Source organism: Solidesulfovibrio aerotolerans (genome assembly GCF_009856865.1).
GTDB lineage: Bacteria > Desulfobacterota > Desulfovibrionia > Desulfovibrionales > Desulfovibrionaceae > Solidesulfovibrio > Solidesulfovibrio aerotolerans.
The window spans coordinates 1-20,964 of record NZ_WVUD01000046.1; the positions used below are offsets into that span (position 1 = coordinate 1).

General features: G+C 63.7%; 25 protein-coding genes. 9 read left to right on the top strand and 16 right to left on the bottom strand.

Features of this window, described 5'->3' with window-relative positions:
• Positions 1-225 precede the first annotated feature (225 nt).
• From GTA51_RS17380 to GTA51_RS17390, 3 genes are read left to right on the top strand one after another with little or no spacing between them, the layout of a single operon-like run.
• Positions 226-435, top strand: a complete 210-nt coding sequence (locus tag GTA51_RS17380) for a hypothetical protein (protein WP_160963333.1) — start codon at positions 226-228, stop codon at positions 433-435.
• 10 nt (positions 436-445) lie between these two features.
• Positions 446-805: a DUF6864 domain-containing function gene (locus tag GTA51_RS17385; protein ID WP_160963335.1), complete on the top strand. Its 360-nt coding sequence runs from the start codon at positions 446-448 to the stop codon at positions 803-805.
• Between the two features lies 1 nt (position 806).
• Positions 807-1,127 (top strand): hypothetical protein, encoded by a 321-nt coding sequence (locus tag GTA51_RS17390; RefSeq protein ID WP_160963337.1) that lies wholly within the window; start codon positions 807-809, stop codon positions 1,125-1,127.
• A 90-nt stretch (positions 1,128-1,217) separates the two neighbouring features.
• Here GTA51_RS17390 and glyA read toward each other — a convergent pair whose 3' ends face one another.
• The 8 genes from glyA to GTA51_RS17430 all read right to left on the bottom strand — a co-directional run bounded on the left by glyA (position 1,218) and on the right by GTA51_RS17430 (position 7,965).
• Positions 1,218-2,456, bottom strand: a complete 1,239-nt coding sequence (glyA, locus tag GTA51_RS17395; RefSeq protein WP_160963339.1) for a serine hydroxymethyltransferase — start codon at positions 2,454-2,456, stop codon at positions 1,218-1,220.
• 96 nt (positions 2,457-2,552) lie between these two features.
• Positions 2,553-3,797 carry a beta-ketoacyl-ACP synthase II gene (gene fabF / locus GTA51_RS17400; RefSeq protein ID WP_160963341.1) on the bottom strand — a complete coding sequence of 415 codons (1,245 nt, stop codon included), beginning with the start codon at positions 3,795-3,797 and terminating at the stop codon, positions 2,553-2,555.
• A 72-nt stretch (positions 3,798-3,869) separates the two neighbouring features.
• Entirely contained in the window at positions 3,870-4,106 is a 237-nt protein-coding gene (locus GTA51_RS17405; protein ID WP_024823430.1) for an acyl carrier protein, read from the bottom strand.
• Positions 4,107-4,142: 36 nt separating this feature from the next.
• Positions 4,143-4,871 (bottom strand): 3-oxoacyl-[acyl-carrier-protein] reductase, encoded by a 729-nt coding sequence (gene fabG / locus GTA51_RS17410; protein WP_160963343.1) that lies wholly within the window; start codon positions 4,869-4,871, stop codon positions 4,143-4,145.
• Between the two features lie 258 nt (positions 4,872-5,129).
• Positions 5,130-6,119: a beta-ketoacyl-ACP synthase III gene (locus GTA51_RS17415; RefSeq protein WP_160963345.1), complete on the bottom strand. Its 990-nt coding sequence runs from the start codon at positions 6,117-6,119 to the stop codon at positions 5,130-5,132.
• A 15-nt stretch (positions 6,120-6,134) separates the two neighbouring features.
• Positions 6,135-7,184 (bottom strand): phosphate acyltransferase PlsX, encoded by a 1,050-nt coding sequence (gene plsX / locus GTA51_RS17420; RefSeq protein ID WP_160963347.1) that lies wholly within the window; start codon positions 7,182-7,184, stop codon positions 6,135-6,137.
• A complete protein-coding gene (gene rpmF / locus GTA51_RS17425) occupies positions 7,174-7,356 on the bottom strand; it encodes a 50S ribosomal protein L32 (RefSeq protein WP_024823426.1) in 183 nt (60 codons plus the stop codon). The genes plsX and rpmF overlap by 11 nt, the downstream gene beginning before the upstream one ends.
• A gap of 66 nt (positions 7,357-7,422) precedes the next feature.
• Positions 7,423-7,965 (bottom strand): YceD family protein, encoded by a 543-nt coding sequence (locus tag GTA51_RS17430; protein ID WP_160963349.1) that lies wholly within the window; start codon positions 7,963-7,965, stop codon positions 7,423-7,425.
• A gap of 193 nt (positions 7,966-8,158) precedes the next feature.
• On the opposite strand from GTA51_RS17430, the gene rpmB reads away from it, so the two are divergent.
• A complete protein-coding gene (rpmB, locus tag GTA51_RS17435; RefSeq protein ID WP_160963351.1) occupies positions 8,159-8,371 on the top strand; it encodes a 50S ribosomal protein L28 in 213 nt (70 codons plus the stop codon).
• 74 nt (positions 8,372-8,445) lie between these two features.
• On the opposite strand, the gene GTA51_RS21310 is transcribed toward rpmB, so the two are convergent.
• The 4 genes from GTA51_RS21310 to GTA51_RS17450 form a co-directional block, all read right to left on the bottom strand.
• A complete protein-coding gene (locus GTA51_RS21310) occupies positions 8,446-8,571 on the bottom strand; it encodes a hypothetical protein (RefSeq protein ID WP_281353996.1) in 126 nt (41 codons plus the stop codon).
• A 2-nt stretch (positions 8,572-8,573) separates the two neighbouring features.
• On the bottom strand, positions 8,574-9,890 hold the full coding sequence (locus tag GTA51_RS17440) for a hemolysin family protein (RefSeq protein ID WP_160963353.1): 1,317 nt from the start codon (positions 9,888-9,890) through the stop codon (positions 8,574-8,576).
• 69 nt (positions 9,891-9,959) lie between these two features.
• Positions 9,960-10,355 carry a PIN domain-containing protein gene (locus GTA51_RS17445; RefSeq protein WP_160963355.1) on the bottom strand — a complete coding sequence of 132 codons (396 nt, stop codon included), beginning with the start codon at positions 10,353-10,355 and terminating at the stop codon, positions 9,960-9,962.
• On the bottom strand, positions 10,352-10,585 hold the full coding sequence (locus GTA51_RS17450; RefSeq protein WP_160963357.1) for a type II toxin-antitoxin system Phd/YefM family antitoxin: 234 nt from the start codon (positions 10,583-10,585) through the stop codon (positions 10,352-10,354). Before GTA51_RS17450 ends, GTA51_RS17445 begins: the two co-directional genes overlap by 4 nt.
• Positions 10,586-10,771: 186 nt before the next feature.
• Here GTA51_RS17450 and GTA51_RS17455 point away from each other — a divergent pair, with 186 nt between their 5' ends.
• Entirely contained in the window at positions 10,772-11,041 is a 270-nt protein-coding gene (locus GTA51_RS17455; protein WP_160963359.1) for a hypothetical protein, read from the top strand.
• On the top strand, positions 11,028-11,348 hold the full coding sequence (locus GTA51_RS17460) for a type II toxin-antitoxin system PemK/MazF family toxin (RefSeq protein WP_160963361.1): 321 nt from the start codon (positions 11,028-11,030) through the stop codon (positions 11,346-11,348). The genes GTA51_RS17455 and GTA51_RS17460 overlap by 14 nt, the downstream gene beginning before the upstream one ends.
• 73 nt (positions 11,349-11,421) lie before the next feature.
• On the opposite strand, the gene gltX is transcribed toward GTA51_RS17460, so the two are convergent.
• Positions 11,422-12,816, bottom strand: a complete 1,395-nt coding sequence (gltX, locus tag GTA51_RS17465) for a glutamate--tRNA ligase (protein WP_160963363.1) — start codon at positions 12,814-12,816, stop codon at positions 11,422-11,424.
• Between the two features lie 371 nt (positions 12,817-13,187).
• Between gltX and GTA51_RS17470 the strand changes: the two genes are divergently transcribed.
• Positions 13,188-14,627 (top strand): DUF4405 domain-containing protein, encoded by a 1,440-nt coding sequence (locus tag GTA51_RS17470; RefSeq protein ID WP_160963365.1) that lies wholly within the window; start codon positions 13,188-13,190, stop codon positions 14,625-14,627.
• Positions 14,628-14,876: 249 nt separating this feature from the next.
• On the opposite strand, the gene GTA51_RS17475 is transcribed toward GTA51_RS17470, so the two are convergent.
• Entirely contained in the window at positions 14,877-15,842 is a 966-nt protein-coding gene (locus tag GTA51_RS17475) for a diguanylate cyclase (protein WP_160963367.1), read from the bottom strand.
• 157 nt (positions 15,843-15,999) lie between these two features.
• Positions 16,000-16,767 carry a 5'/3'-nucleotidase SurE gene (gene surE, locus GTA51_RS17480; RefSeq protein WP_160963369.1) on the bottom strand — a complete coding sequence of 256 codons (768 nt, stop codon included), beginning with the start codon at positions 16,765-16,767 and terminating at the stop codon, positions 16,000-16,002.
• Positions 16,768-16,901: 134 nt separating this feature from the next.
• On the opposite strand from surE, the gene GTA51_RS17485 reads away from it, so the two are divergent.
• Together GTA51_RS17485 and tmk are read left to right on the top strand one after the other, a co-directional pair.
• The gene (locus tag GTA51_RS17485) at positions 16,902-17,936 is read left to right on the top strand and encodes a 3'-5' exoribonuclease YhaM family protein (RefSeq protein WP_343039531.1); all 1,035 of its coding nucleotides are present in this window, start codon (positions 16,902-16,904) and stop codon (positions 17,934-17,936) included.
• Positions 17,912-18,544 carry a dTMP kinase gene (gene tmk / locus GTA51_RS17490; protein ID WP_160963373.1) on the top strand — a complete coding sequence of 211 codons (633 nt, stop codon included), beginning with the start codon at positions 17,912-17,914 and terminating at the stop codon, positions 18,542-18,544. Before GTA51_RS17485 ends, tmk begins: the two co-directional genes overlap by 25 nt.
• Positions 18,545-18,746: 202 nt before the next feature.
• On the opposite strand, the gene GTA51_RS17495 is transcribed toward tmk, so the two are convergent.
• Complete coding sequence (locus GTA51_RS17495; protein WP_160963375.1) at positions 18,747-20,786, bottom strand: PAS domain-containing hybrid sensor histidine kinase/response regulator; 2,040 nt, start codon at positions 20,784-20,786, stop codon at positions 18,747-18,749.
• Positions 20,787-20,964: the final 178 nt, after the last annotated feature.

The following is a 20,964-nucleotide window of genomic DNA, read 5'->3' on the forward strand; positions in this document are numbered from 1 at the left end:
TGAACTTGATGTCATGGCAATTTATGCCATTTTTTCAAAATTGATCGCCTAAGTGGAAAGGCATCATGAGCTTGCACCAGTTGTCGCTTTCAGGCGTCAAGCCTTTTCTTAGCCGGACAGTAATGTAGCCAGATATCTGATAACGCGCTCGCTGGCGTAATATTAAATAAATCAGATTATATCGACCGTCGTTTTGAAGGGCGATTGCGTTTAGGTTTGTTTAACATGACAAATCAAGAAATTACTATAAATCGAGGTGATGTTATAGGTAAAGTATATTTTTATAAAGTCTGTGATGAAGATTGGTGTGGGTGTTTTGACGAGAAAATAGATCACGCCGGCAAAAAAACTTTTCTTGATAAGAAATTTGAACACCGCGCAACTACTGATGATTTTGAAGAACCAATGAACGATTTAGGCAAACAATGGGTTTAGTGGAGACAATATGGCAAACATACTTTCGCCCGATACTGGTATTGTTTCTGGGGCAGCAACTGTCTTGCATTCAGGTTGCGTTCACACTTATAACAACAGTTCTGTTGCCCTGCGAATTGGCAATCTTAGGATTGAGTTTGTGTTTACAGAAAATGGAAATGAGCCTGACTTGTCCATCGTTGTAAAATCCGAAGATAACTTGCTGGTTGAATTGAAAAATTTTTCAAGCCCAACCGGTGTCGGGACTGATTCGCCAATAAAATTGGGTGTTATGCAAGGACAGCGCCTTTCAATGGCTTTTACAGTTCACTCATTGTCAAAAGATTCGATAAAAATGCTATCCTATACATTTTTTCTAGGTGGAGACTAGTATGGAAGAAACTGGCTCTGGAGATGAAAAAAATGGAAAGTTTGATCCTGTTGTAGAGCAGAAAAGAAAGAAAAACTCTTTTTCCCCTTCTGTTAAATCCAGTAACAAAGACATCGTTTCTGGAAAAACAGAACTCTATGTGCTGGCTGACAAGTTTGTGCGGTATTTGATTCTGGCTGGCTTTGGATTGACGCTTCTTTCGATGATTGGAAACAAATTTTTGGATGCAAAAATGAAAGATTCTATTAGCGACTCATGGAATATAGTCGTTCCAACAATATCGATTATTATCGGCTATATTTTTGGTAAAGAAAAGCGCTGACTCTAGTGACATCTCAGGTGCATAGCTTTTGATTTTTTGAAGCACTCAATCGGGAGGGGCCTGCTGCCCCTCCCGTTTCAATCACTCAATCTACCAGGCAAACAACGGAAAGCTCTTGGCAAAGGGCTGCACTTCCTTGCGAATCTCTTCCAGCTTGGTGTCGTTGCCAACGGCTTTTATGGCCGCGTCGATCCAGGTCACGATCTTGGCCATGTCGGCCTCGACCAGACCGCGCGTGGTCAGGGCCGCCGTGCCCAGGCGCACGCCCGAGGTCACAAACGGCGAACGCGTCTCAAAGGGCACCGTGTTCTTGTTCGAGGTGATGCCGGCCAGATCCAGGGCGTGCTCGGCGTCTTTGCCGGTCACGTCCTTTTTGGTCAGATCCATCAGCACAAGGTGGTTGTCCGTGCCGCCGGAGACCAGATCATAGCCAAGGGCCGTCAGCCCGGTGGCCAGGGCCTGACAGTTTTTGACCACCTGCCCCTGGTAGAGCGTGAAGGCCGGCTTTAAGGCCTCGCCAAAGGCCACGGCCTTGGCCGCGATGACGTGCATGAGCGGGCCACCCTGGATGCCGGGAAAGATCTGGGAATTCAGCGTCTTGCCGTTGTCCTCGGTGGACAGGATGAGGCCCCCGCGCGGTCCGCGCAGGGTCTTGTGCGTGGTCGAGGTGGTGTAGTGGGCGAAGGGAATGGGCGAGGGATGGTGGCCGGTGGCCACCAAGCCGGCGATGTGCGCCATATCGACCACGAGCTTGGCCCCGACCTCGTCGGCAATGGCCCGAAAACGCGGGAAATCGATGATGCGCGGATAGGCGCTGGCCCCGGCCACGATGACCGTGGGGCGGTGCTCTTTGGCCAGCCGCTCGACTTCGTCATAGTCGATGGTGCCGGTTTCCCGGCGCACGTGGTAGAAAACGATGTTGAAAAGCTTGCCCGAGAAGTTGACCGGCGAACCGTGGGTCAGATGGCCGCCGTGGGAGAGGTCCATGCCAAGCAGGGTGTCGCCGGGCTTCATGGCCGCGAAATAGACGGCCATATTGGCCTGGGAGCCGGAGTGGGGCTGCACGTTGGCGTACTCGGCCCCGAACAGGGTCTTGACCCGGTCGCGGGCCAGATCCTCGGCAATGTCCACGTATTCGCAACCGCCGTAGTAGCGCTTGCCCGGATAGCCTTCGGCGTACTTGTTGGTGAGCACGCTGCCCTGGGCCTGACGGACGGCCACGGAGACGAAATTTTCCGAGGCGATCATTTCGAGCTTGCCGGTCTGGCGTTCGATTTCCAGGCACACGGCCCGCCCGATTTCGGGATCGGCGATAAGCAGGTCTTCCATGGGCGTCTCCTTCTCAATGCGTTCGGGGGGAGGCCCGGTTATCAGGCATCCCCCCGTGTACGGCAATGTGGCCGGGCGCGTGGCCCGGCCGCGTCACTACTCGGCGAAAGCCTTAAAGATCAGGCTGGCGTTGGTGCCGCCAAACCCGAACGAGTTGCAAAGGACGTTGGCCACAGCCATCGTGCGGGCGACATTGGGCGTATAGTCCAGGTCGCAGGCCGGGTCCGGGGTGTCCAAGTTGATGGTGGGCGGAATCACGCCCTCCATGATGGTTTTCACACTGATGACCGACTCGATGCCGCCGGCAGCGCCCAGGCAGTGGCCGATCATGGACTTGTTCGAGGTGATGGGCACCTCGCGGGCATGGGCGCCGAGCACGGTCTTAATGGCCATGGTTTCGCAGGAGTCATTAAGCGAAGTGGACGTGCCATGGGCGTTAATGTGGGCGATCTGGGAAGCGTCCAGGCCGGCTTCGCGCAGGGCACCCCGCATGGCCAGGGCCATGCCGGAGCCGTCTTCGGGCGGCGCGGTCATGTGGTAGGCATCGCCCGACGCGCCAAACCCGGCCACTTCGGCCAGGATGCGCGCGCCGCGGGCGGTGGCATGCTCCAGGGATTCCAGCAGCAGCAGGCCGCAGCCCTCGCCCATAACAAAGCCGTCGCGGTCGGCGTCAAAGGGACGCGAGGCCTTGGTCGGTTCGTCGTTGCGGGTGGACAGGGCCTTTAAGGCATTAAAGCCGCCAACCGCCAGGGGCGTGATGGTGGATTCGACGCCGCCGCAGATGGCGGCGTTGGCCCGGCCGAGCATGATGTCCGAGGCAGCGTAGCCGATGGCATGCAGTCCCGAGGCGCAGGCCGAGGTGGTGCAGACATTGGAGCCGCGCGCGCCGGTGGCAATGGAGACCTGCCCGGCGGCCATGTTGGCGATCATGGTCGGGATAAAAAAAGGCGAAACGCGGGACGGCCCCTGCTCCATGAGCTTGGTATGGGTGGCTTCGAGGGTTTCGAGCCCGCCCAGACCGCAGCCGATGATAACGGAAACCAGTTCGGCTTCCTCAGGGGCGATTTTGTAGCCTGCATCCTCCATGAGCATCATGGCGGTGGACAGGGCGTAGATGGTGAAGCGATCCAGACGCTTGGCCAGCTTGACGGCGACAAACGGCTTGGAGTCGAAGTTTTTGACTTCGCAGGCAAAGCGCGTGTCGTAGGCCGAGGCATCGAACCGGGTGATGGGGGCGGCACCAGAGACGCCGGCCACAAGGTTGTGCCAACTGGTGGCAAGATCATTGCCAAGGGGGGTGATGGCCGCAAGGCCGGTAACGACTACCCGATGTAAGGTCATGGCGCTTCCGTCCGCGAACCGGGGCGGGCAGAAAGCCACAACGCCGCCCCGGCCCGACTGGGCGTTTGGGGCTTATTCGCCCTTTTTCTTTTCGATAAAGGAGATGGCGTCCTGGACTTTCTGGATCGTCTGGGCATCCTCGTCCGAGATCTCGACACCAAACTCTTCTTCCATGGCCATAATCAGCTCGGTCAGATCCAGGGAATCGGCACCCAGGTCGTCCACGAATTTGGCTTCGGGGAGGACTTCAGCGGCATCCACACCAAGCTGATCCACGATGATTTCTTTGACTTTTTCCGCGACAGACATGATTTCCTCCAAGTAATGGCCGTAGAGACGTTTTGGTTACATGTACATGCCGCCGTTGATGCCGAGCACTTGGCCGGTGACGTAGGCGGCGTCGTCGCTGGCCAGATAGCTGACGGCAGCGGCGATTTCCCCGGCAGCGCAGGCGCGCTTTAAGGGGATGCGGTCGGCAAAGGACGCCTTGACGGCGTCGGGCAAAACAGCGGTCATGTCGGTTTCGACAAAGCCCGGTGCCACGGCATTGACCGTGACGTTTCGCGGGCCAAGCTCCAGGGCGGCGGATTTGGTGAGGCCAATAAGGCCTGCCTTGGCCGCAGCGTAGTTGGCCTGGCCGGCATTACCGGACTGACCGACCACGGAGGTGATATTGATGATCCGGCCGGCGCGACGCTTCATCATGATCTTGGCGGCCTCGCGCAGACAGGCAAAGGCACCGATCAGGTTGACGCGGATAACAGCGGCGAAGTCCTCGTCTTTCATGCGCACGATCAGCCCGTCGCGGGTGATGCCGGCGTTGTTGACCAGGACATGCAGGTCGGCGTCTTTAATATGCTCGGCGAAAAAGGCGGTCACAGCGGCGCTGTCGCCGGTGTCCAGGGCCAAGGCCCGGGCCTTGCCGCCGGCCGCAACGATTTCCTCGACCACGGCCGCAGCCGCTTCGGGCTTGCTGACGTAGGTCAAAACGACGTCGAAGCCGTCTGTGGCCAGCCGTTTGGCCACGGCCGCGCCGATGCCGCGCGAGCCGCCGGTGATAAGCGCCGTAGACATGGCTGAACTCCTTGATCGTCGGCCTCGGGGAGACGCCCCGGGGCAGGCTGCGCAATCGTTTACGGGGGGCGCAGGATAAACGCCCGCGCCGGGGCGGGCAGGGCGAACCCTAGCCGAAACGCCCGTCAACAGCAAATCTGATTTCCAGTCGTCCCCAGGCCGCCCTGGCAGGGCATACGACCGGGACCTTGCCAACAGCGGCAACAACTCCGGGAGTTTGCGCCAAGGGATGGCTTGGCGAAAACCTCCGGCGAAAGACTAAAACCGCAGCAGGGACGCGCCCCAGGTGAAGCCGCCGCCAAAGACGGCCAAAAGGACCAGCGCACCGGGCTGGATGCGGCCGGCACCGCGGGCTTCGGCCAGGGCAATGCCCACGGAAGAGGCCGAGGAATTGCCGTAGCGGTCGATGGTGATGACGCACCGCTCGGTGGGAATGGAGAGCTTTTTGGCCACGGCGTCGATGATGCGCATGTTGGCCTGGTGCGGGATAAGGAAAGCGACCTCGTCGGTGGTTGCGCCGGCTGCGGCCAGCACTTCCTCGCACACCGAAACCATGTTGCGAACGGCGTGCTTAAAGACTTCCTGGCCGGCCATCTCGACGAAAAAGTTCGGGCCGACCACGTCACCGAGCTTTAAGGGGGCGGCCGAGCCGCCGCCTTTGACGGTCAACAGATGGCCCAGCGAACCGTCGCTGTAGAGCCGGGCGTCAATGATATGGGCCGAACCCCGGCCCGGCGTGGCGGCGATGACGGCGGCGCTGGCGCCGTCGCCGAAAAGGACGCAGGTGCGGCGATCCGCCCAGTTGGTGCGCGAGGTGAGCACTTCGGCGGCGCATAAGAGCACCTTGGCCTCGGGGTGCAGGGCCACGATGGCCCGGGCCGTTTCCAGGCCATAGACAAAGCCCGAGCAGGCGGCGTTTAAGTCCTGGGCGAACTTGCCCCGGATACCGAGCTTTTCTTCCAACAGGCAGGCTGTTGGCGGACAGTAGAAATCCGGGGTCAGGGTGTAGACCAAAATATGGGTGAGCTCGTCGGCCTGCATGCCGGCGTCGGCCAGGGCGGCTTTGGCGGCACCCAGGGCCAGATCGGAGGAGGCTTGGCCCGGAGCAGCGACCCGGCGTTCTTTGATGCCGGTGCGGGTGGTGATCCACTCGTCAGTGGTTTCGACGATCTTTTCCAGATCGGCGTTGGTCACGACCGTTTCCGGCACGTAAAAGCCCAGGCCGCGAATGTAGGCATCATGTGTCATGGGGGAAAAACCGTCTCAGCGTTGGTCGTTGACGGCCGGCCGGCGGGGGCCGGCCAGGTCGATATTGGCGGCCACGGCTTCGGACAGATGGGAGTTGGCCTCCATCGCCACGAAGCGGGCGGCCATGCGCACGGCGCTGGACATGGCTTTGGCATTGGACGCGCCGTGGCAGATCAGGCAACTGCCTTTGAGGCCCAAAAGCGGCGCGCCGCCATATTCGGCGTAGTCCACCAGTCGGGAGAAGCGTTTGAGGGCGTTAAGCGCCAGCATGGTGCCGATCTGGCCGAAAAAGCCCCGGCGCAGTTCGCCCTTGAGCAACCGCCCAAGGGACGAGGCCAGACCCTCGGCCTGCTTGACCACCACGTTGCCGACAAAGCCGTCGCACACCACCACATCCACCTTGCCGGTGAACAGGTCGCGTCCTTCGATGTTGCCGACGAAATTAAGCGAACTGGCCCGCAGGAGGTCAAAGGCTTCCTTGACGAGCAGATTGCCCTTGCCCGACTCTTCGCCGTTGGACAAAAGGGCGACGGTCGGGTTTTCCCGACCGAGCATGGTCTTGGCCAGCACCGAGGCCATGACCCCGAACTGGAGCAGGTGAAAGCCCTTGCAGTCCACGTTGGCCCCCACGTCGATGATGACGCAGTGGGAGCGTTCGGTGGGCATAAACGTGGCGATGGCCGGCCGGTCCACCCCGGCCACGCGGCCGATGGTGAACATGGCGCAGGCCAGGGTCGCCCCGGAATGGCCGGCGGAAATGACGCCGTCGGCCCCACCGTCGCGCACGAGGTTGCAGGCCACCTGGATGGAGGAATCCTTCTTGCGGCGCATGGCCTCGGAAGGTTTTTCCTCCATCTCCACCACCTGGGAGGCGTGGACCACGGAAACAGGCAGGCCCTTGACGTCGTGACGCGCCAACTGGGCCATGACCTTCTCCTCGTCGCCGACGAGGATGATTTCCGCCTTGCCGGTCTTGGCGGCGTGCAACGCGCCAGGGACGACCACCTGGGGACCGAAGTCCCCGCCCATGGCGTCCACGGCAATGCGCGGCTTGTTATTCGGCATCGTCCTTCCGCAGCATCTGGCGGCCGCGGTAGGTGCCGCAGCTCGGGCAGATACGGTGGGGCAGGGTGGGCTCGCCGCAGGAGCAAAGGACCACGGCGGGTACCGGAACGTGGTCGTGGGCGCGGCGCATGCCTTTGCGGGACTTGGAGATTTTTCTATTAGGAACGGCCATGGCGATTACCTCGCGTCAGGGGTTGGGACAATCTAGCAACAAAACGCGGCAAACAGGCGACAATGCCTAGTTCGATCCGCGCGGCACCTTTAAATTTCGCAAAACAGACAACCTCGGGTCGCCTTCAACGGTTTCGCAACCGCAGGGACCGTCGGTGAGCCGTTTGCCGCACTGGGGGCACAGCCCCGGGCAGTCGTCGTCGCACAGCGGCTTGACCGGCAGCGCGAGCAGGAACTGCTCCCAGAGAAGGCTCCCCGCGTCAAGCTCCAATATCTTGCCCCGGCGTCGGATGAGCCCGGGTTCAAGGGTTTCTTCAGTCTCCAGAGGCGTTTCCTCATAGAGATCGAAACTGGTCTCCACGGTCAGGACCACGTCTTCGGCGCAGCGGTCGCACGGGGTGACGAGCGTGCCGCGCAGCCCGCCGACCAACAGGAAGCCCCGGCCCTGGGGGGTCACGGAGAATTCGGCAGTCAGCCCTGTTTCCGGGAGGTCCAGGCGATAGGGAAGCGAAAATTCCGCAATGGATTCCGCCCACAAGGCCTGGTCGGAAAAAGAAAATTCCCGGCCGGTTGCCGGGATGTCGGTAATATCGAGCCACAATTCGGACATGGGTACCCCTCGCGAAGAAGAGTGTGCTAGACCCTCGCTCCCGTCTTGTCAAGAAAAAGCTTGCCAAGGTCTTCCAACCCATGTACCTCACAAAATTCTTTGCGTCACTGTGAAAAACGTGCGTTTGTCCGGCTTCCCGAGAGGGCTTTTTTTCGGACAAAGGCGCGAATCATGTTTCCGGAGGAACCGAACAATGGCCAAGATTTGCGATCATTGCGGCAAAAAGCCCCAGAGCGGCAATAACGTCAGCCACGCCAACAACAAGACCAAGCGTCGTTTCGAGCCCAATCTCGTCAACGTGCGCGCCCAGCTGCCTTCGGGCGAGGTCAAGACCGTGACCGTGTGCACCCGTTGCCTGCGTTCCGGTGCCGTGATCAAGCCGGTTGCCAAGACTACCGCCGCCTAGCGCGTCGGTATTCCCAGCTTTCTGACGGTCCGCTGCGGCGGACCGTCTTTTTTTGCGTCCCTGGCCGGGGCGGCTTAGGAGAACAGCTTGATGGCGGCCAGAAAGGCCACGCCAGCGGCGATCATGGCCCCCATGCGGATGGTGAGGCGCAGTTCGAGCCGCTCCAGATCGGGCTTGGTGGCTAGGCGTTCAAGCAACATGGCTAAGCCCCTTCTTCCTCTTCCGAGGGCGGCGTGACCAGCACCCGGTCGATGCGCCGGCCGTCCATGTCCACCACCTCGAAGGTCGTTTCGTGGGCTGTAAACGTTTCGCCGATCTGCGGGATGTGGTCGAGCTGGCCCAGGACGAAGCCGGCCAGGGTGCCGGCGGCGAATTCTTCGGGCCAGGGGCGCGGCAACCCCAGAGCCGCCGCCACTTCGTCCATGGGCGTGGCCGCATCCACCAGCAGCGAGCCGTCAGGGCGGCGCACCACGTCCTGCTCCCCGGACCCGGCCGGGCCGGCCAGTTCGCCCACCATGTCGGCAAAAACATCGGCCACCGTCACCACGCCCACCACGTCGCCGTACTCGTCCACCACCAGGGCCAGCCGCAGGCCGGCTGTTTCCCGGAAAGCAGCCAGCAGGCCAAGGCCCCGCATGGTTTCGGGGAGATATTGGGGCGCGGCCATTTGGGCGGCCAGATCGAACCGGCCGGTGCGGATGCGCCCGGCCAGCACGTCCCTGGCCCGCACCACCCCGAGCACCTCGGCAAAATCCCCCCGGCACACCGGCAGGCGGGTGTGGGGACTTTCCAGCATCTTTTCCAGGATGGCCGCTTCGTCGGCGTCGGCGTCCAGCCAGTCCACCCGGGAACGGTGGGTCATGATGACGCCGAGCGGCCGGTCAGCCAGCCGCAGGAGCCGCTCCATGATGTCGTGTTCGACATCCTCGATGACCCCGTGGCGGCGGCCTTCCAACAAAAGGCCCCGGATGTCCTCCTCGGTCACGCTGGGGGCGTTTGCGCCGCCCAGGCCCAAAAGGCGCAGGGACGCCCGGGTGGCCAGGCCCAGAAACCAGACCGCCGGCCGGCTGAGCAGCAGCAGCCCGCCCATGACCGGCGCGGCGAACAGGGCGACCTGCTCGGGCCGGGCCAGGGCCAGGCGCTTGGGCACGAGTTCGCCAAAAAGCAGGGTGAAAAAGGTGATGGGGGCCACCACGCAGGCCAGAGACAGCCCCTCGGCATACGGGGCGAGCGTGGGAAAGGCGCGCAGGGTCTCGGCCAGGGCCGGGGCCAGGGTGGCCCCGCCGTAGGCACTGCCGAGCACCCCGGCCAGGGTGATGCCGATTTGCACCGTGGACAGGAAGGCTTCGGGCTGGCCGAGCAGGCGCAGGCAGGCTGCGGCCCGGATGCTTCCGGCCTCGGCCAGGGCTTTGAGGCGGGCCTTTCGCGAGGCGATAAGGCCCATCTCGGCCATGGCAAAAAAGCCGTTGGCCAGAATAAGGGCCACAACGGCCAGCAGTTCAAGGCTCATCGTGGTCATGGGGCTCCTCATTGGTCGTGGTCGCAATCCGGCCGGCAAAGCGGCGGCCAGACGCGCCAGCGCGGACGGTCAGTCGAGCCAGAGCGTTGGCGCATCGTAGCGGCAAAGTGTCGCGTCCCGGGTGATGAGTACGGCACCCGCAGCCAGGGCGTGGGCCAGTATGAGCCGGTCCATGGGGTCTTTGTGCAGGGGGGGGAGCCGGGTCGAGGCGATCATGACGTCGGCGTCGGGGGTGAGAACGTTGAGCCCCGAGGCCGCAACGATTTCGTCCTTCCAGGCCGCCACGTCGTCCAGGGCCAGCCGGCCCTTTTGCACCAGCAGGGCAATCTCCCAAAATGACACCGCCGACACGGCCAGCCGGCCGGCCTGGCACAGCCGGTCGAGGCGGGAGGCGAAACGGGGCGAGAGGTGTTGTCCCAGGCTCCAGAACACCAGGGCGTGGGTGTCCAGGAGATAGCGTTTCACACCCGGTCCTGCCACAGATCGTCCAGGGGGGCGAAGGCCTCGTCCGGGGCGGCGAGCAGCCTCGGTTGCCGGGTCAGGCTGGTGCGCCAGTCCACCGGCCCGGCCGGCCCGATCGGACAGACCCGGGCCACAGGCCGTCCGCCCCGGGTGACGGTGACGGTTTCCCCGTGCGCCACCGTGTCAAAGATGGCGAACAGGTTCTTGCGCAGTTCTGTGGTGCTGACGATCATGGCCTGCTCCGGGATGTACGTTTAGGGTAATATATGTACATGGCGGGTGGGGGTCAAGGAAGACCGACAGGAGGATCGACATGCACGGGGACCGGGGGACGGGCCGGGGGACCGGGCTTGACGTTGGCTGGGCGGGACACTATCGTCTTCAATATTAATATTGATAGTAAGCTTTGGAGTCCAGCCATGCAGTTCTGCATCCATTTGCCAAGCGATCTGGCAGCGCGCTTTCGGGCTGCTGTCCCGGCTCGACAGCGCAGCGCCTTTGTGGCCGAGATGCTGCGCCAGCATCTGCCGTGCGAGGATGATCCTCTCTATCACATTGCCCTGGCCGTGGAAGCGGATACGGCCCTTAACCGGGAAATGGACGATTGGGACGGCGTGGCCGGCGACGGCCTTGATGCGGGCGCGGGCGCTGGTGCCGGCACTGGCGCGGGCGACGATGCGTCGCGGTGAGGTCTGGTGGGTGGACCTCGATCCCACCCGGGGCAGCGAAATCCGAAAAACCCGGCCGGCGGTCATTGTCAGCGTGGATGCGCTCAACCGGGCGCGGCGCACGGTGGTGGTCGTGCCCCTGTCCTCGGCCGCGCCAGCCAGACCGCCCCTGGTTGTCCCGGCGGAGTCCGTCGGCACCGGCTCGGTGGCGGTCTGCGATCAGGTCCGGGCCGTGGACAAGACCCGCCTTATCTCCAAACTGGGGCAGCTGTCCCTGCCGGACCTCAAAGTCCTGTCCGAAAGCCTAGCCATCATTCTCGGCTGTTGACCCCGCCATGCAATACGCCCCCTGGCGCGATCCCGCGCCAGGGGGCGTTAACATCTCTTTCCAAAGCCCGCCGCTACAGCGACAAGGCCTTATCCAGGCGGGTCAGCACCCGGTCGCGGCCCATGGCTTCCATGGTTTCAAACAGGCCCGGGCTGGCCGTGGAGCCGGTGATCGACACCCGCAGGGGCTGGGCGATGAGCTTGAATTTGAGTTCCCGCTCGTCCAGATAGCCCTGCACCGCCGCCTCCATGGAGGCTTGGTTAAAGCAGCACAACCCGGCCAGGATCTCGCGCAACAACGCCAGATGGCCGCGCACGTCGTCGGTGAAAAACTTTTTGACAGCCGCCATGTCATAAGCCAGGGCCTCGTCGGCCACAACGAAACACTCGGCCTTTTGCGCCATCTCTTCCATGGTCTGGGCCCGGGCCTGGAGCAGCGGCACGATGCGGGCCAGATACTCCAGATCCAGGTCGGCATAGCCCCGGCGTTCCAGGAAGGCGTTGAGGATGACGGCCAGACGGGCCGGCGAGCTTTCCTTGATATAGTGGGCGTTGAGCCACAACAGCTTGGCCTTGTCAAAGACCGCTGCCGACGAGCCGAGATTGTCGGCCGTAAACAGCGCCACCAGCTCCTCGCGCGAAAAAATCTCCTGATCGCCGTGGGCCCAGCCCAGGCGCACCAGACCGTTGAGCATGGCCTCGGGCAAAAAGCCTTCGGTCTCGTACTCCATAACGGCCGTGGCCCCGTGGCGCTTGGACAGCTTCTTCTTGTCCGGCCCGAGGATCATGGGCACATGGCCGAAACGCGGCAGGGCAAAGCCCAGGGCCTTATAAATGAGAATCTGGCGCGGGGTGTTGTTTAAGTGGTCGTCGCCCCGGATGATGTGGGTCACACCCATGGTGGCGTCGTCCACCACCACGGCCAGATTGTAGGTGGGCGAACCGTCGCTGCGGCGCAGGATCATGTCGTCCATCTCGGCATTGTCGATGGACACTGCCCCCTTGACCATGTCGTCTACAAGCGTTGCCCCGGTGACCGGGGCCTTTAAGCGCACCACCCGGCCCGGACCAGGGCCGAGGCCGGCCTCGCGGCAACGGCCGGAATACTTGGGCTTAAGCCCCTTGGCCCGCGCTTCTTCGCGCATGGCCTCGACCTCTTCCGGCGTGCAGGAGCACCAGTAGGCGTGGCCGGTGGCCAGCAGCTTGTCGATATATTCATTATACAGGTCGAAACGCTGGCTCTGGTAGGTGATTTCGCCGTCGTGATCGAGGCCCAGCCAGGCCATGGCGTCCAGGATCGACTGGGTCATGTCCGACTGCGAGCGCTGCAGGTCCGTGTCTTCGATGCGCAGCAGGAAGGTGCCGCCAAAGTGCCGGGCCAGCAGCCAGTTGAAAATGGCCGTGCGCGCGCCGCCGATATGCAGAAAGCCGGTGGGGCTGGGGGCGAAACGGGTGACAATGGTGCTCATAGGGGCTCCGAATGCTGTGAAAGGGGGGAAAAGTCCCCGGGATGCGGGTCTGGGGGTCGCAGGCCGCCGGCCGTTGCGCGAAGGGCGCTGGCACCGGCCGCCGACGTGGCCGGGAGGTAGCGCCTTTGCCACGCCCCGTCAACCGATGCGCCACCAATGCGCCGGTCGATGTACCGACAGACGTCGGCTAAGATGCCGGCTGCTGCTGCGGCTGCTGCGGCGCCTGCTGCGCGACCAAGACACCAACCGAGACGGCGGCCGAGACACCGGCGGGACAGGGACGCCGCCAGGGATGGGCAAAGCGGCCAAGGCGTGCTAGATGGCCGGCAACACGACGGGACCGGTCTGACACCGGGCCACGGAGTTTCTTGATGCTTAAAAAAATAGTCACCATGGTTCTTTTCTTCTCGCTGTTCTTTATGCTCCTGACAGCGCTGGTCATGTTTATCGTCCCCCCCGGCCGGGTGGCCTCCTGGGCCAACTGGAATTTCCTGGGGTTGTCGCGCCAGGCCTGGGAAGCCGCACATTTGGCCATGGGGCTGCTCTTTTTGGCCGCCGGGGCCGGCCATGTGCTGCTGCATTTCGACGAACTCCTCGATCATTTGCGCGACGAGGACGGCGTGGTGGTTGTTTTTACCAAACCGTTCCTCATCGGCCTGCTTCTGACTGCGGGTGTTTTCGCCGCCTCCCTGGCCGGCCTGCCGCCGGCCGGACAGCTTGTGGCCCTGTCGGGGCTGCTTAAAGAGCGCGCTGCGGAAACCTACGGCGAACCGCCGTACTCCCAGGCCGAGCGCTCCACCTTGGCCGATTTCGCCCGGCGCATGGGCATGGACGCGGAAAAAGCGTTGTCTTTGCTGCGCCTGCGAAACATCAAGGCGGAAAACGCCGATCTCACCCTGGCTGAGATCGCCCGGCAAAACCATGTGGCCCCGGGCGGTGTTTTTGAAGCGCTGAAAATGGTCATGGAACCCTCAGGCGGCACGATCACGGGCCTGCCCAAAGATCCGCCCCCGGGCCTGGGACGGCGCAAACTTTCCGATATCTGCGAGGAATACGGCCTGGACATGGTCCAGGTCCTAAGCCGCCTGTCCGCTGCGGGCTACAAGGCCCAGCCCGCCTGGACCCTGACCGAAACCGCCAAAGCCAACAACGTGCTCCCCATCGCGGTCTACGACGCCCTGCGCACCGACAAGGGCGCGGCCCCGGTGCCCGTGGAAGTGGCTTCACCTGTTGAACTGACGAAACAGCCCGGCATCGTTCCGGTTGAAACGCCGCCCGCCGCCGCCCAGCCAGCGCCCCTCGCCCAGGCCCCGGCCCCGGTGCCGGCGCCGACCCTCCAGCCGCCGGCGACAGGCCAGCCCGTCCAACAATCCGGATTGCAGGCCGCCGCCCCAGGGGCCACGGGCTCCACGCCCGCGCCAGGGTACGCCCCGAATACTCCTCCAGGCTACGCTCCCAACGCGCCCGCCGTCCCAGGCTACGCTCCTGGCCAGGCTCCTTCGGCGGCAGGCTATGCGGCCATCCCCACAGGCCATCTCCCGGCTGCCCCGGGCTATGCCCCGACCGCGCCCGGGTATCCCCCTGTGTCCGCCGCCCCGCCAACGGCAGCCGGCCCGGCCGCGCCGCCGCCGGGACTCGAAAAAATGATGCTCCAAAGCTTTTGCCGGGAATACGAAATCCCGCTGTCCGTGGCCGTGCAGCGGCTGGCCAAGCACCGCATCACCGCCTTTGGCGACATGAGCTTTGGCGAGCTCGCCCTGGAAAATAACCGCACCCCGGCCGACATCATGCGGCTGGTGGTGTCGCAGTAGCGTAAAGGGCGAAGAACCGGCCAACGTCCCGGTTCTTCGCCCTTTGGCGCATCCGCCAGTCATCCAGCCCTCCAATCCATCACCCAAACCCCATCGGGGGGTCCGGGGACCGGCGCGCCGCCGCAGTTCCCTCGGGCCAATGCGCATCCGCCACCCAAACCCCGTTGGGGGGCCCGGGGGGATCATCCCCCCGGCGGGTGCAGGGCAGCGCCCTGCCGGGGCTCGGGGCAGCGCCCCGATTCTCCCCCGTTACAGGGGCGGGCGGACTTCGACGCGGTTGCGGCCGGCGCTTTTGGCTTGGTAGAGGGCGGCGTCCGAGGCGGCGAGCAGGGTTTCCGGTTCCAGGTCCATGTTGGGGACGATGCCGGAGATGCCGATGCTGACGGTGACGATGTCGGCCACGGGTGACGAGGCGTGTTCGATGGCGGCGGCCCGCACGTTGCTGCGGATGAGGCCGGCGATGGAGAGGGCACCGGCAAGATCGGTGCAGGGGAGCAGGGCGACGAATTCCTCGCCGCCGTAGCGGGCGACAAAGTCGCCGGGACGTTTGAGGGCTTCGTCGATGGCTTCGGCCACGCGGCGCAGGCACAGGTCGCCCTGGAGGTGGCCGTAGGTGTCGTTATAGGCTTTAAAGCAATCGATATCGATCATAAGCGCCGACAGCGGCGTGCCGTCGCGGCGCGAGCGCAGCCATTCCTTGCGGAAGGCGTCTTCGAAGCAGCGGCGGTTGGGCACGCCGGTGAGGCCGTCCTGGTTGGAGAGCTGCTCGAATTTGCGGGTCAGGGCTTCGAGTTCGGTTTCCCGGGCTTTGCGCTGATCCATTTCCTCTTTGAGCCGCAGGGCGGAGCGGACCCGGGCGCGCAGCTCCATGCTGTTGACGGGCTTGGCCAGAAAGTCCATGGCCCCGGCTTCAAAGGCGCGCTCCAGGCTGGCGGCTTCGTCCTTGACCGTGACGATGATGATGGGGATGTCGCGCAGCCGATGGTCGGCTTTTATAAGGCGGGTGGCGTCGATACCGTCGATATCGGGCATGACCACATCCATGAGGATGAGGTCGATGTCCGGCACTTCGTAGGTGCGGCAGCGGTCGTCGAGCAGGGCCAGGGCTTCACCGGCAGACCCGGCGCACAGGGGATCGACGTAGCCGGCTCCTTTGAGGATGGTGGAGAGGAGCAGCCGGGAGGAGTCGGAGTCATCGACGATGAGGATATTCATGCCGGTCCCGGTGAGACGGTTTGGCAAGGCGCAGGGGGAACGTTCCCGCTAGCGGCAGCAGGCACAATCTGCCAAGTCTGTATAAAGCCGTGGGCTGCATAGGAAACGCTGTATTTCACGGTGCAGATATTGCCGGATTGGAAAAAAAAAGCAACCGTCAACCGCCTGTCACCGTGCCAAGGCGCGTGGCCAGCCGGGCCATGGTGTCGCGGTCGGTGAAATCAAAGCGCAGCGGCGTCAGGGTGATGTAGCCGGCGGTCAACAGCGCCCGGTCGGTGTCGGGGGCCAGGGCTTCAGGCGGGATGACGCCGGTAAGCCAGTGGTAATCGCGGCCGCGCGGGTCCTGGCGGGTGACGTACCAGTCTTTGTAGACAGCGGCAGTCGGCGGACAGATGCGCAGCCCCAGGGTTTCGGCCACGGGCCGGTTGGGAAAATTGAGATTGAGCACGCACCGGGGCGGGGCGGCTTCCCAGGGGCGGCCGGCGATAAAGGCGGCGACGTATTCGCCCTGGGCGAGCAGATCGCTGGGGGCGAAGTTGTCGTCGGAAACGGCCACGGCCGGGTAGCCCATGAGCGCACCTTCGGTTGCAGCCGAGACGGTGCCGGAATACAGGATGTCGATACCGACGTTGGCCCCGGCGTTGATGCCGGAGACGACGAGATCGGGTTTTTCGGCCATAAGCGTCGTTAAAGCCAGCTTGACGCAATCGGCCGGGGTGCCGGAGACGCCCAACCCCTGAAAGCCGTTTTCTCTAAATTCCTTGACCCGCAGCGGCGAGGCAATGGTTATGGCGTGGCCCACGGCGGATTGCTCGGAAATGGGGGCCGCCACCAGGACGTCGTGTCCGGCGGCAACCAGCCCCTGGTAGAGATGGCGGATGCCGACGGCCTGAATGCCGTCGTCGTTGGTCAAAAGGATGCGCATAGAGCCTCCAGCCCGGCCGCGTTTGGCCCGGCGGGCGCACTATGCCCAAGGCGGCCGGCATTGACAACCGCCGTTGGCGCGGGCAACCTCGCCTACCCGCAATAATGAACGAATGCCCAAGCGAAGTCGCCGTGATAGAAAAAAGCCGATTCGTTAAAGATCTCGCGGCCGGCCAGACCGTTGCCGAGGTGTTCTGCCTGGGCGCGGCCCGGCTTGGCCAAGCTAAAAACGGTCCTTTCTGGACGCTGGTTCTGGAAGACGTCACCGGCCAGATCGAGGCCAAGATCTGGAGCCCGGCGGCCCAGGCCTATGCCGCTCTGGCGGCCGGGCAGTTCGTCTGGGTCGAGGCCCAGGTCGGGGCCTACCGCGACCGGCCGCAAGTCAATATCGACCGGCTGCGGGTGCTCACGCCTGAGGAATTCGCGCCGGATCTGGCCCAGTTCGTGCCGTCGAGCGCCGAGCCGCCCGAGGGGCTTTTGGAGAAGCTGATCGAACTGTGCCGGGCTGAGATTTCCCATGCGCCGTGGCGCAAGTTTACGTCCAAGGTGCTGACCCAGGCCGACTTTCGCGACCGCTGGCTGGAGGCGCCCGGGGCCAAAAGTGTGCACCATTCCTACCGGGGCGGCCTGCTGGAACATACCTTGGCCGTCTCCCGGCTGGTGCTGTCCATCTGCGACCGCTATCCGGCGCTGGACCGCGATACGCTCCTGGCCGCCGCCGTGTGCCACGATATGGGCAAGGCCTGGGAGCTGACCTCCGGGCCGGGCCGGGACTACACCAGCGAGGGGCGTCTGCTCGGGCACATCATCATCGGGTTGCAACTGGTGGAGCCGCTGCTCAAAAAGTGCGCCATCGAGCCGGATCTGGCGCTTCATTTCCAGCACATCCTGCTGGCCCATCACGGTGAATACGAATACGGCTCGCCGCGTCGGCCCAAGACCGCCGAGGCCTTTGTCCTGCACTTCGCCGACAACATCGACGCCAAGATGAACCAGATTTTCGGGACGTTTGATGACGAGACCGATGCGGCCGGAACGTGGTCGCCGTATGTGCGCACGCTTGAGCGCTATCTCTACAACCCGCCGCGCACCCCGCGCCCGGTGGCCGAAAAAGCCCCGAAACCCAAGGAAAAGGACGCCCACCAGTGTTTGTTACCTTTGAAGGCGTAGAGGGGTCGGGAAAATCCACCCAGATCGGGCGGCTGTGTGCGGCCCTGGAAATGGCCGGACGCCGGGTCGCGCTGACCCGCCAGCCCGGCGGTTGCGAGCTGGGGCGGACCTTGCGGGCCATCCTGCTGTCGCAAAAAAGCAGTAATCTTGACGACCGGGCCGAACTGTTCCTCTATCTGGCTGACCGGGCCCAGCATGTGGCCGAGGTCGTGCGGCCGGCCTTGGCCGCCGGACAGGTGGTGGTCTGCGACCGCTACGTCGATTCCACCGTGGCTTATCAGGGCTACGGCCGGGGCCTGGACGTGGCCCTTTTAACGCAGCTTAACGAGGTGGCCGTGGCCGGTCTGCAACCCGACCTGACGCTTCTTCTCGACCTCGACGCGGCCACGGGCCTGACCCGGGCCGTGGCCCGCAACGACGCGAGCGGTCTGGCCCAAAGCGAAGGCCGCTTCGAGGCCGAGCACCTCGATTTCCACACCCGGGTGCGCCAAGGGTATCTGGCCCTGGCCGCTGCCCAGCCCGCCCGTTTCGTCATCATCGACGCCGCCCCGGACCCTGATTACGTAGCCCAGGCCGTCTGGCAGGCCGTGGCTGCCCGTCTCGCGTAAAGAGAAGAGAAGACAGAAGATGCCTCCGGCGGCCGGGGGGGATAATCCCCCCCGGACCCCCTTGATAGGAGAAGTTTTAAAGGGGTTGAGGCCCACGACATCCTGGCCCCCATAAACCCCTTGCCTTCCAGGAGGGAATCCAAAGGGGCCACCCCTTTGGCCGCCGGAGGCTCTCCCTTTCGGATGCCTCCGGCCCCCTCCCTTACTCCCCTCTTCGCATCACCCGGGCCAGGGCGGCCTGCAAGGCGTCGGCCTCCACGGGCTTGGCCAGGTAGTCGTCGGCCCCGGCGGCCAGGAACCGTTCGCGGTCGCCGGTCATGGCGTGGGCAGTGACCACGATGACAGGAATGTCGGTTCGGTCGCCATAGATGGCCCGATCCCGCAGGATGGCCAGGGTTGCCAGACCGTCCATGCCGGGCATCTGGATGTCTAAGAGCACGATGTCCACGGTTGCATTCTCAAAAATATCCAAGGCAGCCTGGCCCGAAGCCGCTTCCAGGACCGTGTGGCCGTGTCGGCGCAGCAGCCCGCCCAGGGCCAGCCGGTTGATGCGTTCGTCCTCGACCAGGAGAATGCGCAGATGGGGCTGGGGGGCGGTTGTTTTGACCAACTCCTTATGGGGAGGCTCGGTCGGTGCGGCGGCCAGTTCCAGGGCGCACAGGACGTGGGTGCCGATACCGGGTTCGCTGTCGATGCGCACCTCGCCCCCCATGAGCCGGGCCAGCCGGTCGACGATGGACAGCCCAAGCCCGGCTCCCTGGTGGATGCGGGTGTTGGAGGCATCGACCTGGGTGAAGGGGGCGAACACTTCGGCGAGCATGTGGCGGGGAATGCCGATGCCGGGGTCGCTGACGCCAAGGACCAGTCGGACCGTCCCGGGGGTGCTGCCCGGAGAGGCCCCGGCTTCTATAGTGATGGTTCCGGCCGGCGTGAACTTGATGGCGTTGCCCACGAGATTGAGTAAAATCTGGCGAATACGGCCTTCGTCGCCGAGGAGCTTGGCTGGCACCGAGGGGGCGATGGCGGTTTCCAGGGTCAGCCCCTGGTTTTTAAGCGCCGTGGTAAACACAGCCCTAATGGCTCCCATGACATCGGCCAGGGCGAAAGGGGCCTTGGCCAGTTCGAGTTTGCCGGATTCGACCCGGGAAAGGTCGAGGATGTCGGTTAACAGGCGGGTCAGCCGGCGCCCGGAGTCCAGGGCTGTGTCCACGCAGTCGCGCTGCTCCTCGTCAAGGCCCGTGTCCTCCAGAATCTGGAGCATGCCGAGCAGGCCGTTTAAGGGCGTGCGGATTTCGTGGCTCATATTGGCCAGGAATTCGCTTTTGGATTTGCTGGCGGCGTCGGCGGCTTCCTTGGCGGCGGCCAGACGGGCTTCGGACAGGCGCAGGGACTCTTCGGCCCGCTTGCGCTCGGTGATGTTGGTAAACATGCCAAAAGCTCCGGCAAAGCCGCCGGCCGGGTCGTATTCGCTGGAGAGGGCAATAAGCGTCCAGAGCTCCTGGCCATCGGCGCGCCGCAGGCGCCGTTCGTAGAGGCCGCCGCCGGGCGGGGACGCTTCACGGCGCATAAGCGCCCGATGGCGCTCGTGGTCTTCTGCATACAGAAAATCCAGCATGGGCCGGCCGAGCATGTCCTGGGGGGCCAGGCCGAGCATGGTGCCCATGACGGCGTTGACGTAGGTGGTGCTCCAGTGGGCGTCAACGGCCCAGATGCCTTCGTTGGCCGTTTCCACGATGCGGCGGTAGCGGGCCTCGCTTTCGCGCAGTTGGCGTTCGGCCCGTTTGCGGGTGGAGATGTCGCGGATGACGCCGACCACGTAACGGTTGCCGGCGGCGTCGATATGCAGGCTTTTGCGGGTCATAAACGTGCGGCGGTTGCCATCGGCGTCAATGACGGTTTCCTCGGCAACGTCCTCGACGCCGCAGGCCAGGACCATGGCATCGTTTTTGATTGAAGCGGACTCGGCGGCGTCCGGGAAGACGGTGGCGGCATCCTGGCCGACGAGGTTAACGCGGGAGCGTCCGGCCAGGGCGCAGAAGGCTTCGTTGACGACAAAGAAGCGGTGGTCGGGATCTTTGATGAAAAAAGGGTCGGGCATGGTATCAACCACCCGGCCAAGGAAGGGGTCGTCACCGCAGGGAGACGCGCTTTTGCGGCGACGCCAGCGACGCCAGAGGAGGGGGCCGAGCGTTGCGGCGCACAGGACAAGGAGGATGCCGACAAGGCCTGCCTGGGAGGTCATGTCCAAACCGTGTTTCTCCGGGATGCTTGCGCTGACACCGGCAGCGCGCCGTATTCGGCCGCGCAGGATGCGGCAACATCCGGCCAGGGTTGCGGTGGCAGCGGCACGGAGCAGCCCACCGCGTACCAGAGGGCAGATAGGGCGGGGTGCCGGCCGGTGTTACGGTGACAGGCCCGGT

What these genes read in the sequence shown, in the direction of transcription:
- GTA51_RS17495 (WP_160963375.1), bottom strand. Translation starts at nt 20,786, where the DNA reads ATGACCTCCCAGGCAGGCCTTGTCGGCATCCTCCTTGTCCTGTGCGCC.
- GTA51_RS17460 (WP_160963361.1), top strand. Translation starts at nt 11,028, where the DNA reads ATGCGTCGCGGTGAGGTCTGGTGGGTGGACCTCGATCCCACCCGGGGC.
- rpmF (WP_024823426.1), bottom strand. Translation starts at nt 7,356, where the DNA reads ATGGCCGTTCCTAATAGAAAAATCTCCAAGTCCCGCAAAGGCATGCGC.
- GTA51_RS17440 (WP_160963353.1), bottom strand. Translation starts at nt 9,890, where the DNA reads ATGACCACGATGAGCCTTGAACTGCTGGCCGTTGTGGCCCTTATTCTG.
- GTA51_RS17430 (WP_160963349.1), bottom strand. Translation starts at nt 7,965, where the DNA reads ATGTCCGAATTGTGGCTCGATATTACCGACATCCCGGCAACCGGCCGG.
- GTA51_RS17470 (WP_160963365.1), top strand. Translation starts at nt 13,188, where the DNA reads ATGCTTAAAAAAATAGTCACCATGGTTCTTTTCTTCTCGCTGTTCTTT.
- glyA (WP_160963339.1), bottom strand. Translation starts at nt 2,456, where the DNA reads ATGGAAGACCTGCTTATCGCCGATCCCGAAATCGGGCGGGCCGTGTGC.
- GTA51_RS17450 (WP_160963357.1), bottom strand. Translation starts at nt 10,585, where the DNA reads ATGATCGTCAGCACCACAGAACTGCGCAAGAACCTGTTCGCCATCTTT.
- surE (WP_160963369.1), bottom strand. Translation starts at nt 16,767, where the DNA reads ATGCGCATCCTTTTGACCAACGACGACGGCATTCAGGCCGTCGGCATC.
- GTA51_RS17415 (WP_160963345.1), bottom strand. Translation starts at nt 6,119, where the DNA reads ATGACACATGATGCCTACATTCGCGGCCTGGGCTTTTACGTGCCGGAA.
- GTA51_RS17390 (WP_160963337.1), top strand. Translation starts at nt 807, where the DNA reads ATGGAAGAAACTGGCTCTGGAGATGAAAAAAATGGAAAGTTTGATCCT.
- fabG (WP_160963343.1), bottom strand. Translation starts at nt 4,871, where the DNA reads ATGTCTACGGCGCTTATCACCGGCGGCTCGCGCGGCATCGGCGCGGCC.
- plsX (WP_160963347.1), bottom strand. Translation starts at nt 7,184, where the DNA reads ATGCCGAATAACAAGCCGCGCATTGCCGTGGACGCCATGGGCGGGGAC.
- GTA51_RS21310 (WP_281353996.1), bottom strand. Translation starts at nt 8,571, where the DNA reads ATGTTGCTTGAACGCCTAGCCACCAAGCCCGATCTGGAGCGGCTCGAA.
- GTA51_RS17455 (WP_160963359.1), top strand. Translation starts at nt 10,772, where the DNA reads ATGCAGTTCTGCATCCATTTGCCAAGCGATCTGGCAGCGCGCTTTCGG.
- gltX (WP_160963363.1), bottom strand. Translation starts at nt 12,816, where the DNA reads ATGAGCACCATTGTCACCCGTTTCGCCCCCAGCCCCACCGGCTTTCTG.
- GTA51_RS17385 (WP_160963335.1), top strand. Translation starts at nt 446, where the DNA reads ATGGCAAACATACTTTCGCCCGATACTGGTATTGTTTCTGGGGCAGCA.
- fabF (WP_160963341.1), bottom strand. Translation starts at nt 3,797, where the DNA reads ATGACCTTACATCGGGTAGTCGTTACCGGCCTTGCGGCCATCACCCCC.
- GTA51_RS17380 (WP_160963333.1), top strand. Translation starts at nt 226, where the DNA reads ATGACAAATCAAGAAATTACTATAAATCGAGGTGATGTTATAGGTAAA.
- GTA51_RS17405 (WP_024823430.1), bottom strand. Translation starts at nt 4,106, where the DNA reads ATGTCTGTCGCGGAAAAAGTCAAAGAAATCATCGTGGATCAGCTTGGT.
- rpmB (WP_160963351.1), top strand. Translation starts at nt 8,159, where the DNA reads ATGGCCAAGATTTGCGATCATTGCGGCAAAAAGCCCCAGAGCGGCAAT.
- GTA51_RS17475 (WP_160963367.1), bottom strand. Translation starts at nt 15,842, where the DNA reads ATGAATATCCTCATCGTCGATGACTCCGACTCCTCCCGGCTGCTCCTC.